This is a genomic window from Amycolatopsis sp. (assembly GCF_035546795.1).
Taxonomy (GTDB): domain Bacteria; phylum Actinomycetota; class Actinomycetes; order Mycobacteriales; family Pseudonocardiaceae; genus Amycolatopsis_E.
On sequence record NZ_DASZWC010000037.1, the window covers coordinates 1 to 12,872 of the forward strand.

Below are 12,872 nucleotides of genomic sequence, written 5' to 3' on the forward strand. Positions count from 1 at the left end.
ACATTCAACTTCCCACCCACAAACCACTTCGCAAACGGCGCCCCCGACCAATCCACCACCCGCGACCACCGCGTATCCCACGACAACCGCTCCGCCTGCTCCCCCCAAAACGCCTCACGATCCGCAGCGGCACGCTCATACGATTCGGCCTTTTCGTTGGCGTTGGCGGCAAATCCCTCAGATGGGGGGAAAGTCCGGTTTTCCGTCAACAGGTTCGCCAGGGCGTCGTTGCTCATGCGGCGGAACATAGGTCCCCGATGTGCCGGTCGTCACCGGGTCCACGACGGACGGTAGCCAGACCGGGACGAACGGTTGACGAGCGTCGGCCTACAATCGATGACCGAACGTCGGCGAGGATGAGGTGGGTGAAATGCTTGTCCGCCTGAGCACCCGGGCCCGGGACGCGACGCCCCAGGTCCTCGCCGCGGCCCGGCGGATCACCCGGGATCTGCGGGACGGCACGGGCTCGCTGCGCGCCCGCCGGGCCCTGCGCCGCATCCGCCGGCTGCTCGGCGCGGACGCCGCCGGCTTCGCCGCGCTGTCCGGGGAAACCACCTGGGCCGGCGTGCCGCGGGACGAGCCGGTGGCCGCGGCCCTGGTCCACGATGCGCTGCATTCCGAAGCCACGCAAGAGAAATCCGGGATCATCGCGGTCCCCCTGCACATCCGGGACGAACTGGGCGGGGTGCTGCTCGTGGCCGGGCAGGTGGCCGGGGCGGCGGTGCGCGAGACGGCCGCGCTCGTCGGGCAGGCGCTGGAGCGGGGCAAGCTGGAGGCCTCGGCGGACCAGGCGGCGCAGGCCGAGCTCCGCGCGCTCAGCGCCGAGATCTCCCCGCACTTCGTCTACAACGCACTGACGGTGATCGCCTCGCTCGTGACGTCCGAACCGGACAGAGCGCGCGAGCTGATGCTGGACTTCGCCGACTACACCCGGTACAGCCTCGCCAAGCACGGCGAGTACACCATGCTCTCCGAGGAGTTCCACGCCATCGAGACGTACCTGGCCCTGCAGCGCGCGGTGCTCGGTGAGCGGCTGCGCGTCCAGGTGCGGGTCGCGCCGGAGGTGCTGGCCGTCGCGGTGCCGTACCTGGTGCTGGAACCGTTGGTGGAGAACGCGATCCGGCACGGCATCGAGCCGCGCGCCGGGAGCGGGACGGTGCAGGTGCGCGGCGAGGCCGAGGGCAACGACTGCGTCATCAGCGTCGAGGACGACGGGGTCGGCATGGATCCCGCGCTGGTGGCCAAGATCCTCGCCGGGGGTGACACCGGCGGCAGCGTCGGACTGGCCAATGTGGACCGTCGCCTTCGGACGGTGTACGGGCCGTGGTTCGGCCTGGTGGTGGAAACGGCGCCGGGCGCCGGTACGAAGGTCGTGGTGCGGGTGCCACGATTCCAACCTGGAGTGATGCCATGAGCCTGCGGGTGCTCGCGGTCGACGATGTGCCGCCCGCGCTGGACGAGCTGACCCGGATGCTGAAAGGTGCCCCGGAGGTCGGCGAGGTGACGTCGCTGGGCGACCCGCTGGCGGCGGTGAAATCACTGCTGGCCGGCGGGTTCGACGCGGCCTTCCTCGACATCGCGATGCCGGGCCTCGACGGGCTCGAACTGGCGGGTCTGCTGTCCAGGCTCGCCAAACCGCCCGCGATCGTGTTCGTCACCGCCTACAACGAGCACGCGGTGAGCGCCTTCGGCGTGGGCGCGGTGGACTACGTGCTGAAACCGATCCGCGCTGAGCGCCTCGCCGCGGCGCTGACGAAGGTGAACCGGATGGTGCTCGCGTTGCGCGCGGAAGCGGACGGGGTCGTCCCGTCCACAGTGGACACCATGACCGCGCTGGCGGTGGAGTCGGACGGGCGCACCAGCTACGTGCACCGGGACGACGTGCAGTTCGTGGAGGCGCACGGCGACTACGTCCGGCTGCACACCCGCCACGGCGTGCACGAGGTGCGGATGCCCATGGCCAGGCTGGAGGAATACTGGGAGGACTGCGGTTTCGTCCGCATCCACCGGGGTTTCCTGGTGGCCCTGCACGCCGTCCGGGAGCTGCGCAGCGATTCCGTGGGCGGGGTGCTGGCGCACACCGGCGCCGGGGACGTGCCGGTCAGCCGCCGCCACGCCCGCGAGCTGCGCGAGCGCCTGCTGCGCGCGGCACAACGCGGCGAGCTGGGCCGGTGACGCGCACCCGGCGCGTGGCCGTCACCAGCCCGCAGACCAGGCTCGCCCACGCGCACCGCCGGGCGAGCGGGCCGTGGCGCGTGCCGCGGATGGACGCGGACGACACCGGCCGCGCGTTGTCGGCGTACCGCAGGCAGCGCCGGCCCGCGGTGATCACGCTGGCGGCGACGGCCTTGCTGTTGTGCGGGCTCCCGGTGGTGTTCCGGCTGTTCCCCGGGCTCGACCATGTGCGGCTGGCGGGTTTCCCGTTGTCCTGGCTGATGCTGGGCGTGCTGCCGTTCCCGTTGATGGTGCTGCTCTCGGCGTGGCAGCTGCGGCGCGCCGAGGAGATCGAGGACGACCGGTGATCGCGATCGTCGCTGTGCTGCCGGTGGTGCTGTGCACGCTGCTGATCGGGGCACGCGGTGTGGCCACGATGCGCACCACGTCGGACTTTCTCGTCGCATCGCGCCGGATCTCGCCGGTGCTGAACTCGGCGGCGGTGTCCGGCGAGTACCTCTCGGCCGCCTCGTTTCTCGGTGTGGCCGGGCTCGTCGTGAAGGACGGCATCGGATCCCTTTGGTACACCGTGGGTTTCACCGCCGGGTACCTGGTGATGCTGGCGTTGATAGCGGCCCCGCTGCGCCGCTCGGGCGCGCTGACCGTGCCCGGTTTCGCCGAGGCGCGGCTGGCTTCGCCCGCGCTGCGGCGGCTGGCCGCGGTGACGGTGCTGGTGATCGGGGTGCTGTACCTCATCCCGCAGTTCCGCACCGCGGGCCTGGTGCTCAGCGCGGTGAGCGGCACGCCGTACTGGGTGGGCGTGGTGATCGCGGGCGCCGCGGTGAGCGTGACGCTCGCGCTCGGCGGGATGCGCGCGGCCACGTACGTGCAGGCGTTCCAGTTCGTGCTGAAGCTGGTGCTGCTGGTCGTTCCGGCGCTGTGGCTGGTGATCACCGTCGGGCCTGCGGTGCGCGCCGAGGCCGTGCATCCGGTCGAGTTCACCCATTTCGGCAAGGACACCACGGTCACCTTCGAGGTCGACGTGCGCCTGGAGCTCAGCGAGCCGACCCCGATCCGTGACGCCGACGGTGCCTTGCACGTGTATCCGCCCGGCGAGCTTTCGATGGGCTCCGGGCAGCGCGTGACCTTCCCCGCCGGAGCGCCGGTCCCGCAGGCCGGCGGCGGGCGTCTGCCGGGGGCGCCGGGGTGGGAGCGGCCGTTGCTCGACATCGGCGGGACGGGCTATCCCCTGCTGAGCACGCTGGCCGTGCTGATGGCGACGGTGCTCGGCACGATGGGGCTGCCGCACGTGCTGATGCGCTTCCACACCAGCCCCGACGGCCGCGCCGCCCGGCGCACCGCGGCGATCACCATCGGGCTGCTGAGTGTGTTCTACCTGATCCCCGGGGTGTACGGGCTGCTGGGGAAAGTCCTTGTGCCGCAACTGTATCTGACCGGGGCGACGGACACCGCCGTGGTGGCGCTGCCGAGCCAGGTGGACACCGGCTGGCCGGGCACCCTGTTCACGGCGCTGCTCACCGCCGGGGCGTTCGCCGCGTTCCTGGCCACTTCGCTGGGGCTGCTGCTGGTGGTTTCCGGGGCGACGGCGCACGACCTGATGTCCGGCGGCCTGCGCACGCTGCGGACGGCGGTGTTCGTCACCGCGATCGCCGTCGTCCTGCTCGCGCTGCCCGCCGCGCCGATCGACGCGGATGTGCTGGTGACGTGGGCGTTCACCGTCGCCGCGGCCACCTTCTGCCCGCTGCTGGTGCTGGGCATCTGGTGGTCCCGGCTGACCGCGCCGGGCGCGATCGCCGGGGTGCTGACCGGGCTGGTGACGGTCTCGGGCTCGATTCTGCTCGCCCTGAGCGGGATTCCGCTGCACGGCTGGCTCGCGGTGCTGATCGCGCGCCCCGCGCCGTGGGCGGTGCCGCTCGCCTTCGCCGTCATGGTCCTGGTCTCGCGCACCGGCCGTCCACCGTCGTGGTCCCGCGCCGCGATGCTCCGCCTGCACCTGGGCGACCGGGCGCTCGACGCGGATCCCCACCCGGGCCCCGCCGACCCGGACCTGACCCGCCGCGCTCGCCGCCAAGCCCGCCCAGGGAGGTTACCGACCGCTTAGTATGTGAGGTAGCGTGGGCCGGGTGAGGTCAGCCAGTGGCGCCGAGCATGCGCAGCACCAGCTCGCCGTACTCCCGGCCGAGCGCCTTGGGCGTCTTGCCCATCCGGTCGCTGTACCAGCGCGCCACGTCCACCCCGAGCGAAAGCACCGCGCGCGCCGCCGTGCGCAGGTCGCCGACGGAAAGCTCGCCCTGCTCGACCCCCTCGGCGATCACCTCCCGCACGTGCTGCTCGATGCGCCGCCGCAGGCCGGCGACCACCGCGTACTCCTGTTCGGGCAGCGCCTGCAGTTCGTACTGCACCACCCTGGCCACCGTGTGCCGCCGCGCGTGCCACGAGACGAAGTCCTCGACGATCTTGCGGATACGTTCCTTGGGGCTCTCGTCCAGCTTCGCCACGCTCTCCACGAGGGTGAGCGTCTGCTCGTGCCCGCTCTTGCTGATCGCGAACAGCAGCGCGGCCTTCGACGGGAAGTGCACGTACAGCGCGGCCGGGCTCATGCCGGCGGCCGCGGCGATGTCGCGGGTGGTCGTCGCGTGGTAGCCGCGGCCGGCGAAGGACTCCACGGCGGCCAGCATCAGCCGCCGTGCCGCGTCGGGCTGGACGTCGGGCCACAGTTCGGCCGACAACGAGATGGTCATCGCGGGATCCTCCCAGGATCGAACCGGCCCGGGGAGACCGACTTGACACGGCGGACCGGCTGCGAACAGTGTAAGCGGGCGCTTAGTCCTGCCCGGCATCGGAGGAGAGAACCACAGTGAACTCGTTCAAGGACCGCGTCGCGATCGTCACCGGCGCGAGCCGGGGAATCGGCCTCGGCATCGCCCGTGAGCTGGTGCAGCGCGGCGCGAAGGTCTGTATCACCGCGCGCAAGCCGGAGCCGCTGGCCGAGGCCGTGAACGAGCTCGGCGGCCCGGGCGTGGCGATCGCGGTGCCCGGCAGGGCCGACGACACCGCGCACCAGCAGGAGGTGATCGCGAAGACGATCGAGACCTTCGGCAGGCTCGACCACCTGGTCAACAACACCGGCATCAACCCGGTCTACGGGCCGATCGTCGATGTCGACCCGGAGGCGGCGGCGAAGATCCTGGCGGTGAACGTGCTCGCGCCGCTGGCGTGGACCAGGCTGGCGCGCGACGCGTGGCTGGGCGAGCACGGCGGGTCGATCGTCAACGTCGCGTCGATCGCCGGGCTGCGGGCCTCCCCGGGCATCGGCATGTACGGGGTGTCCAAGGCCGCGGTGATCCGGATGACCCAGGAGCTCGCGGTGGACCTGAGCCCGGGGATCCGGGTGAACGCGGTGGCCCCCGCCGTGGTCAAGACCAGGTTCGCGACCGCGCTGTACGAAGGCCGCGAGGAACAGGTCTCGTCGGCGTACCCGCTCAAGCGGCTCGGCGTGCCCGAGGACGTCGCCGGCGCGGTGGCGTTCCTGCTCTCCGACGACGCCGGCTGGATCACCGGGCAGACGCTCGTCCTCGACGGCGGCGTGACCCTGGGCGGCGGCCTGTGAGCACCGAGCTGAAGGGCGCCGGGGTCGTCGTCACCGGCGGAGGCGGCGGCATCGGCGGCGCGCTGGCCCGCCGGTTCGCGGCCGAGGGCGCGCGGGTGATCGTGGCCGATCTCGACGAAGCGGGCGCGGCCAAGGTCGCCGGCGAAATCGGCGGCAGCTGGATCTCGGTGGACGCGGCCTCCGAATCCGGCGTCGGGCAGCTGATCACCACGGCGAAGGCCGAGCTGGGTTCGATCGATCTGTTCTGCGCCAACGCGGGCGTCGCGCCGCACGGCGGCCCCGAAGCGCCCGAGGATCTGTGGGCGAAGGCGTGGGATGTCAACGTGATGGCCCACGTGCGGGCCGCGAAGCTGTTGCTGCCGGACTGGCTGGAACGCGGTCGCGGGCATTTCCTCGCCACGGTTTCGGCCGCGGGCCTGCTGACCATGCTGGGTTCCGCGCCGTACTCGGTGACCAAGCACGGCGCGCTCGCGTTCGCGGAGTGGCTCCGGGCGACGTACCAGCATCGCGGCATCGTGGTGCAGGCCGTCTGCCCGCAGGGCGTGCGCACGAACATGCTGGCCGGCACCGGCACGGGCGGTGAACTGCTGATGGCCGCGTCGGCGATCGAGCCGGAGCAGGTGGCCGAGACGGTGCTGGAATCGTTCTCCGACGGGCGTTTCCTCGTGCTGCCGCATCCCGAGGTCGCCGGCTACTACGCGAGCCGCGCGAGCGAGCCGGATCGCTGGCTGGGCGGGATGAACAAGCTGCAGCGCAAGATCGAAGAGGCCACGGGAGCCTGAAAACCCGGAACCCGGCCCGTTTGCGGCCGGGTTCCGGCCGCGGTTCCCCCTAAAGTCGGGGCATGACCGAGATCAGCCCGTTCCGCATCGAAATCCCGCAGGCGCAGCTGGACGATCTGCACGCACGGCTCGACCTGACCCGCTGGCCCGACGAGCTGCCCGGCGTCGGCTGGAGCTACGGGGTGGCGAAGGGGTACCTCAAGGAACTGACGCGCTACTGGCGCCACGACTACGACTGGCGCCGGCACGAGGCTCAGCTCAACGAGTTTCCCCAGTACATCACCGAAATCGACGGGGCGCGGGTGCACTTCCTGCACGTCCGTTCCCCGCGTGAGGACGCGCTGCCGCTGATCGTCACGCACGGCTGGCCCGGTTCGGTCGCCGAGTTCCTGCGGATCATCGGACCGCTCTCGGCGGATTTCCACCTCGTGCTGCCCTCCATCCCCGGCTACGGGTTTTCCGGGCCCACCACCGAAACCGGCTGGAACGTGCAGCGCGTCGCGCGGGCGTGGGCCGAGCTGATGCGCCGCCTCGGTTACGAGCGCTACGTGGCGCATGGTGGCGACTGGGGCGCGCCCATCTCCCGCGAGCTGGGCCGGGTCGACGCCGGGCACGTCCTCGGCGTGCACGTCACCATGATCGCGGGCGCCGCCGCCGGTGCCGACCTGACCGGCGACGAGAAACTCCGGGTCGCCGGGCGCACCCGCTACCAGCGGGAACTTTCGGGCTACAGCGCGGTGCAGTCGCAGCGGCCGCAGACGCTGGCGTACGCGCTCACCGACTCTCCCGTCGGCCAGCTCGCCTGGATCGTGGAGAAGTTCCAGGAGTGGACCGATTCCCGCAACGTGCCCGAGGACGCGGTGGACCGGGACCAGCTGCTGACCAACGTGATGCTGTACTGGCTCACCGGCACCGCGGGTTCGTCCGCGCGTTTCTACAAGGAGTCCGCCGCGACCTGGTTCCGCGCGCCCGAGCCCTCGCCGACGCCCACGGGCGTGGCGGTGTTCCCGCGTGATCTGGTGCTGCCGATACGTTCACAGGCCGAGCGGTCCAACAACATCGTGCACTGGTCGGAGTTCGATCGCGGCGGGCATTTCGCCGCGATGGAGGTGCCCGAGGAGCTCGTCGGCGACATCCGGAAGTTCGCCGGCTCGCTACGCTGAGCTCATGACCCCCGATCCAGCGCAGCTGCTCGCCGTCGCCCGTGAGGAAGCGCTCCTCGGCAAGTCCGAAGGGGGCGTCCCGATCGGCGCCGCACTGTTCACTGTGGACGGTGAGCTGCTCGGGCGCGGGCACAACCGGCGCGTGCAGGACGGCGACCCGTCGATGCACGCCGAGACGGCGGCGTTCCGCAATGCCGGGCGGCGGCCGCACTACCGGGACACGATCATGGTGACCACGCTGTCGCCGTGCTGGTACTGCAGCGGCCTGGTCCGCCAGTTCGCGATCTCCCAGGTGGTCATCGGCGAGGCGCGCACGTTCTCCGGCGGGCACGAGTGGCTCGCCGAGCACGGCACCGGCATCACCGTGCTGGACGATCCGGAGTGCGTGGCGCTGATGGAGCAGTTCATCGCCGAACGCCCGGAGTTGTGGTTCGAGGACATCGGGACGCTGTAGCGGTGGGCCGGACGCGCACGCTCGCCGAGGTGTACCGGCAATTCGGCGAGGTCGACGGGACTTCGCCGCTGTACGAACGCGTCGCGGCCGCGCTGAGCGAGTCCGGCGAGGCATTGCGCGCCATCGAGGCGGCGCCGGCGCGCAAGCGGCAACCCGCGCTGATCCTCGCCGCGCTGCACGACCTCGCGCTCGCCGGGCGCGCCCCGGCGCTCGCCGCGGCGTATGCGGCCGGGGACGGCGAGGCCGCCGCCCGCGCGGCGACCGACACGCTGGTGCGGATGACCGATTCGATCGCCGCCATCGCCGCGCGCCGGGCGCTGCGGACCAACGAAAACGGACGCGGCGCCGTGCTGTACCCGGCCATCGCCGAGGCCGCGCGCCGGGCAGGCGCGAACACGGTCGGACTGATCGACCTGGGCCGCGCGGCCGGGCTCAACCTCAACGTCGATCGCGCCGGGATCACTTACAGCAACGGGCAATCGCTCGGCGATCCGGCTTCTCCCGTGCAGCTGTCGTGTTCGATCGTGGCTGAACGGCCAGTCCCCGGGACGGCGATTCCCGAAGTCGTCGCAAGGGTCGGCGTCGACGTCGATCCGCTCGACGTGACCGATGCGGAGGACGCGCGGTGGTTGCGCGCGTGCCTGCCCCCGGAGCGGGTCGCGACGCTCGACGCGGAGATGGCGCTGGCGGCGACCGCTCCCCCGGTCCTTGTGCGCGGTGACGCCGTGGAGGTGCTTCCGGACGCCATCGCCGCGGTACCCGCGGAGGCCCTGCCAGTCGTGACCACGACGTGGGCGCTGTCGCGTTTCTCGCTCGAGGCCCGCGTTCGCTTTCTGCACCGCCTGGACGAAGTGGCGGCCAGGCGACCGGTGGCGTGGGTGTCGGCGGAGGGAGTCGGCGTCGCGCCCGCGATTCCGACGTTCGGCGATCGCCGCGCGTCCGGCCACAGCATCATCGGGCTGGCGGTGTTCGACGGCCCGGCCGTGCACGTCGAGTCTGCCGGCCGCTGCTGGTCACGGGGCCGGTTGCTGGCGTGGCTGGCAGACTCCAGGTGACACACCCAGGGAGGCAGCCGTGGCCGTACCGCTGATCGATCTCACGCCGTGGTTCCACGGCGGGCCCCGCGAACGGGCCGGGGTCGCCGCGAAAGTCGACGAAGCCTTGCGGGACTCGGGTTTCCTGCTGATCACCGGGCACGGCGTCCCGGACGAGCTGCGCGCCCGCACACGCGAGCTGTCCCGCCGGTTCTTCGCGCAGCCCGAAGAGGTCAAGGCGCGCTACGCGGTGTCGGTGGGCGGGCGCGGCTGGCTGCCGCCCGGGGCCGAGGCGAACGGCTACGCCGAGGGCACCGAAACACCGCCCGATCTCAAGGAGTCCTATTCGGTGGGCGCCGACGAGCAGGTCGGCATCCCGGCGGTCGACGAGTTCTGGTTCCAGCCCAACGTGTTTCCCGCCGAAGTGCCCCAGCTGGCGGCGACGGCGCGGGAGTACATGGCGCGGATGCGGGCGCTCTCCGATGGGCTGCTGACGATCTTCGCCGCGGCGCTCGGGCTCGAACCGGCGTACTTCACGCGGCACACCACGCATCCCACGTACACCTTCAACATCAACTGGTACCCACCGATGACGAGGGTGGGCGAGCCCGGGGAGGGGCAGTTCCGGATCGGTCCGCACACCGACTTCGGCACGGTCACGGTGCTGGACCGGGAGGCGGGGGTCGGCGGGCTGCAGGTCTGCACCAGTGCCGGGGAATGGGCGGACGCGCCGTTCGACCCGGCCGCGTTCACCGTCAACATCGGGGATCTGATGGCCCGCTGGACAGGCGATCGCTGGCGCTCCACCCGGCACCGGGTGCTGCCGCCGCACGCGAGCGCCCCGGACGAGGACCTGGTGTCGCTGATCTTCTTCTACGAGACCGACCACGACGCGGAGATCCACTCGCTGGGAGGCGCTCATCCGCCGGTCGTCGCTTCGGCCTACCTGCGCGAAAAGCTCGACGCCATCACCGTTTCCTAACCCGCCGGAAACATCGCGGGCCTACCTTTCCCTGATGGCGGTGGAACCTGTGGCCCCGGCGCATCCGGGCGAGTACGGCGATCGCGTCGTCGCGGTGGAACCGGGCGGGATCGAGCCGGTCGCCGCGGCCGGCCGGCACGGCAAGCCACATCAGCTGTTCTGGACGTGGTCTTCGCCGAACCTGGAGTTCGCGACGATCTTCGTCGGGGTGCTCGCGGTGTCGGCGTTCGGGCTCGGCTTCTGGCAGGCACTGATCGCGATGCTGATCGGCAACGGGCTCGGCGCGCTGTCACACGCCGTGCTTTCGGCGCGCGGGCCGAAGTACGGGGTGCCACAGATGGTGCTGAGCCGTCTGGGTTTCGGGTTCTGGGGCAATCTGCTGCCCGCCGCGCTGATGTCGGTGACGGCCGGCATCGGCTGGTTCGCGGTCAACAGCGTGAGCGGCGCGTTCGCCCTCAACACGCTGACCGGCCTGCCCGCACCGGCGTGCCTGGCCATCGTGGTGGCATTGCAGATCGGCATCGCGTTCTTCGGGCACAATCTGGTCCAGGCCTACGAGCGCTACATCTTCGCCGTACTCGCGGTGGTCTTCCTGGTCGGCACGGTGGTCATTTTCGCCAAGGCCGATGCCGGCGCGCCCTCGGGTGGCGGTGGCGTCGGCGGGTTCCTGCTGACCGTGGGCGCGGCGTTCGGCTACTCCGCGGGCTGGAATCCTTACGCCGCGGACTACACGCGTTATCTGCCGTCGTCGGTCAGCGGCCGGGCGGTGGGATGGTTCGCGGGACTCGGGCTGTTCGTGTCGTGCAGTGTGCTGATGGCGGCCGGGGCGGCTTCGGCGACGATCGGTGGCGGGGGCGGCGGGAGCCCCACGGCGGCGTTCACCGGGCACATGCCGGGCTGGCTGGCGTCGGTCACGCTGCTGGCGATCACGCTGGGGGCTGTCGCCGCGAACGCGCTCAACGTGTACTCCGGCGCGCTGGCATTCCTGTGTCTGGGGATCCGGCTGCCACTGGCCTGGCGGCGGGCGATCGTCGCGCTGGGGTTCGGGGCGATCGGGTTCGTGCTCGCGTGGCTCGGGCTGTCCGACGCCGGGTCGGCCTACGAGAACTTCCTGCTGGTGATCTCGTACTGGATCAGCCCGTGGCTGGCGGTGGTGTTCGTGGACCAGTTCCTGCACCGTGGCGCCGACGCCGGGCGGCTGCCGCCCGAGAAGTCGCGGCGGGGCTGGGCGGGGGTCGTTTCCTTCGCCTTCGGCGCGGTGGCGTCGATCGCGTTGTTCGCGAACCAGTCGCTCTACACGGCGCCGGTACCCAAGGCGGTGCCGGCGATCGGAGATATCACGTTCTTCGTCGGCTTCGTCGTGGCAGGCGGGCTCTACGCCCTCCTCGGCCGCGAGGTCAGGCAGCGGCGACCGTGACGGTGAGCGCGGCCCGGCCGCTGGCGGTCAGCTCCGCGGTGGCCCCGTCCTCGGCCGGACGGAGGTAGCCGCCGTGGGCGAGCGCGTGCGCCGTCATCTGGTCGCAGCACGCCACACCGTCGACGAACAGGTCGGGCTCGCAGCTGCTGGACATGCGAACACGGCCGTCGGCCACTGCCCTCAGTATCGATCTCGCGCGGTAGGACAAGTCATCGGACACCGGAATCAACCCCCTCGGGCGAATCTGCTTGCACTGAGTTATCGCTCACTGCTCCGTTGGTGTTAGCTACTGGAACAGAGACGCTACGTCAACGTGAGATACCCGTGACTTCGCGCTCAGTAGGACGCGTGACCCCGCCACCCGGTTCCGGGAGCGTCGTACCCAGTACTTTCGCCCACTGCCGCACGATCCGGCGGCGGCGTCTGGTGTCGTCGGAGAGCAGGTTCGCCAGGCCCAGCCCACGTGCCAGGTCGAGGGTGGCCTGGACCATCTCCCGCACCCCGGGATGCGACTCGTCCACCCCCAGCAGCTCCAGCGCCACCCGGTGCGCCTCTCGCCCGACCCTGGCTTCCAGCGGGGCCAGCGTGGCGCGCAGCGCTTCGTCGGCCGCGGCCACCACCCACAGGTGCAGCGCCGCCCGGAACATCGGCCCGCCGTAGAGGTTGAGCAGCATGTCGACGACCGGTTCGATCCGCGACTCCCCCGCCGGCAGTTCGGCCGACTGGCGGCGCAGCTGCGACACCTGCACCTCGCCGACGTACTCGACCGCCGCCGTCACCAGGTCCTCGCGGGTGCGGAAATGGTGCTGCGCCGCCCCGCGCGACACCCCGGCCCGCTGCGCGATGACGGAGACGGTGGTGCCGGCCCAGCCGAGTTCGCCGAGGCATTCGACGGCGGCCTCGATCAGCCGCCGCCGCGTGGTGCGGCTGCGCTCCTGCTGGGGTTCGCGCGGGGTGCTCAGGACCGCTCCACCCAGAAGTCGAGCCGCAGATCCTCTTCGCGCTCGCACAGCCGGTACTTCGCGAGGTCGGTGACTCCCTCGGCGGCGAGCACCTCGTCGTCGAGGAAGAAGTTCCCCGTGACGTCGCGGCTGGGCTTGGTCAGGACCGCGTACGCGGCGTCGGCCATGATCTCCGGCTTCCGGCTGCGCTGGGCCACCTCGGCCCCGATCACGTTCCGCACGGCCGCGGTGTCGATGGTGGTGCGCGGCCACAGCGAGTTCGCCGCGATGCCGTGCGCCCGCAGTTCCGCGGA

The 12,872-nt window shown here is 71.4% G+C and carries 15 protein-coding genes and 1 pseudogene; 11 read left to right on the plus strand and 5 right to left on the minus strand.

What is annotated here, in order from left to right; genetic code table 11:
* On the minus strand, positions 1–236 hold a 236-nt coding region (locus VHD82_RS21430; RefSeq protein ID WP_325706608.1), incomplete at its 3' end, for an acetyl-coenzyme A synthetase N-terminal domain-containing protein.
* Between the two features lie 134 nt (positions 237–370).
* On the opposite strand from VHD82_RS21430, the gene VHD82_RS21435 reads away from it, so the two are divergent.
* Genes VHD82_RS21435 through VHD82_RS21450 form a run of 4 tightly spaced genes read left to right on the plus strand, consistent with a single transcriptional unit; the run spans position 371 to position 4,276 of the window.
* On the plus strand, positions 371–1,414 hold the full coding sequence (locus VHD82_RS21435; protein ID WP_325706611.1) for a sensor histidine kinase: 1,044 nt from the start codon (positions 371–373) through the stop codon (positions 1,412–1,414).
* Positions 1,411–2,175, plus strand: a complete 765-nt coding sequence (locus VHD82_RS21440) for a LytTR family DNA-binding domain-containing protein (RefSeq protein ID WP_325706613.1) — start codon at positions 1,411–1,413, stop codon at positions 2,173–2,175. Before VHD82_RS21435 ends, VHD82_RS21440 begins: the two co-directional genes overlap by 4 nt.
* Positions 2,172–2,522, plus strand: a complete 351-nt coding sequence (locus tag VHD82_RS21445) for a hypothetical protein (protein ID WP_325706616.1) — start codon at positions 2,172–2,174, stop codon at positions 2,520–2,522. Before VHD82_RS21440 ends, VHD82_RS21445 begins: the two co-directional genes overlap by 4 nt.
* Entirely contained in the window at positions 2,519–4,276 is a 1,758-nt protein-coding gene (locus VHD82_RS21450) for a cation acetate symporter (RefSeq protein ID WP_325706618.1), read from the plus strand. Before VHD82_RS21445 ends, VHD82_RS21450 begins: the two co-directional genes overlap by 4 nt.
* Positions 4,277–4,304: 28 nt before the next feature.
* Here VHD82_RS21450 and VHD82_RS21455 read toward each other — a convergent pair whose 3' ends face one another.
* Positions 4,305–4,916, minus strand: coding sequence for a TetR/AcrR family transcriptional regulator (locus tag VHD82_RS21455; RefSeq protein ID WP_325706621.1), 612 nt, complete (start codon positions 4,914–4,916; stop codon positions 4,305–4,307).
* Between the two features lie 116 nt (positions 4,917–5,032).
* Here VHD82_RS21455 and VHD82_RS21460 point away from each other — a divergent pair, with 116 nt between their 5' ends.
* The 7 genes from VHD82_RS21460 to VHD82_RS21490 all read left to right on the plus strand — a co-directional run bounded on the left by VHD82_RS21460 (position 5,033) and on the right by VHD82_RS21490 (position 11,617).
* Entirely contained in the window at positions 5,033–5,785 is a 753-nt protein-coding gene (locus tag VHD82_RS21460; RefSeq protein WP_325706625.1) for an SDR family oxidoreductase, read from the plus strand.
* Positions 5,782–6,567, plus strand: a complete 786-nt coding sequence (locus tag VHD82_RS21465) for an SDR family oxidoreductase (RefSeq protein WP_325706628.1) — start codon at positions 5,782–5,784, stop codon at positions 6,565–6,567. Before VHD82_RS21460 ends, VHD82_RS21465 begins: the two co-directional genes overlap by 4 nt.
* A 62-nt stretch (positions 6,568–6,629) precedes the next feature.
* Positions 6,630–7,730, plus strand: a complete 1,101-nt coding sequence (locus VHD82_RS21470; protein WP_325706631.1) for an epoxide hydrolase — start codon at positions 6,630–6,632, stop codon at positions 7,728–7,730.
* A gap of 4 nt (positions 7,731–7,734) precedes the next feature.
* Positions 7,735–8,184 (plus strand): nucleoside deaminase, encoded by a 450-nt coding sequence (locus tag VHD82_RS21475; RefSeq protein WP_325706634.1) that lies wholly within the window; start codon positions 7,735–7,737, stop codon positions 8,182–8,184.
* Positions 8,185–8,186: 2 nt separating this feature from the next.
* On the plus strand, positions 8,187–9,239 hold the full coding sequence (locus VHD82_RS21480) for a DUF2332 domain-containing protein (RefSeq protein ID WP_325706637.1): 1,053 nt from the start codon (positions 8,187–8,189) through the stop codon (positions 9,237–9,239).
* Between the two features lie 19 nt (positions 9,240–9,258).
* On the plus strand, positions 9,259–10,200 hold the full coding sequence (locus VHD82_RS21485) for an isopenicillin N synthase family dioxygenase (RefSeq protein ID WP_325706640.1): 942 nt from the start codon (positions 9,259–9,261) through the stop codon (positions 10,198–10,200).
* A gap of 34 nt (positions 10,201–10,234) precedes the next feature.
* Positions 10,235–11,617, plus strand: coding sequence for a purine-cytosine permease family protein (locus VHD82_RS21490; RefSeq protein ID WP_325706643.1), 1,383 nt, complete (start codon positions 10,235–10,237; stop codon positions 11,615–11,617).
* Here VHD82_RS21490 and VHD82_RS21495 read toward each other — a convergent pair.
* The 3 genes and pseudogenes from VHD82_RS21495 to VHD82_RS21505 form a co-directional block, all read right to left on the minus strand.
* Complete coding sequence (locus VHD82_RS21495) at positions 11,598–11,771, minus strand: hypothetical protein (protein WP_325706646.1); 174 nt, start codon at positions 11,769–11,771, stop codon at positions 11,598–11,600. The two genes, VHD82_RS21490 and VHD82_RS21495, sit on opposite strands and share 20 nt — an antisense overlap.
* A gap of 154 nt (positions 11,772–11,925) precedes the next feature.
* Positions 11,926–12,579, minus strand: a complete 654-nt coding sequence (locus VHD82_RS21500) for a TetR/AcrR family transcriptional regulator (RefSeq protein WP_325706649.1) — start codon at positions 12,577–12,579, stop codon at positions 11,926–11,928.
* Positions 12,576–12,872: pseudogene (locus VHD82_RS21505) on the minus strand (short chain dehydrogenase); the annotation flags it as partial. The gene VHD82_RS21500 and the pseudogene VHD82_RS21505, both read right to left, overlap by 4 nt.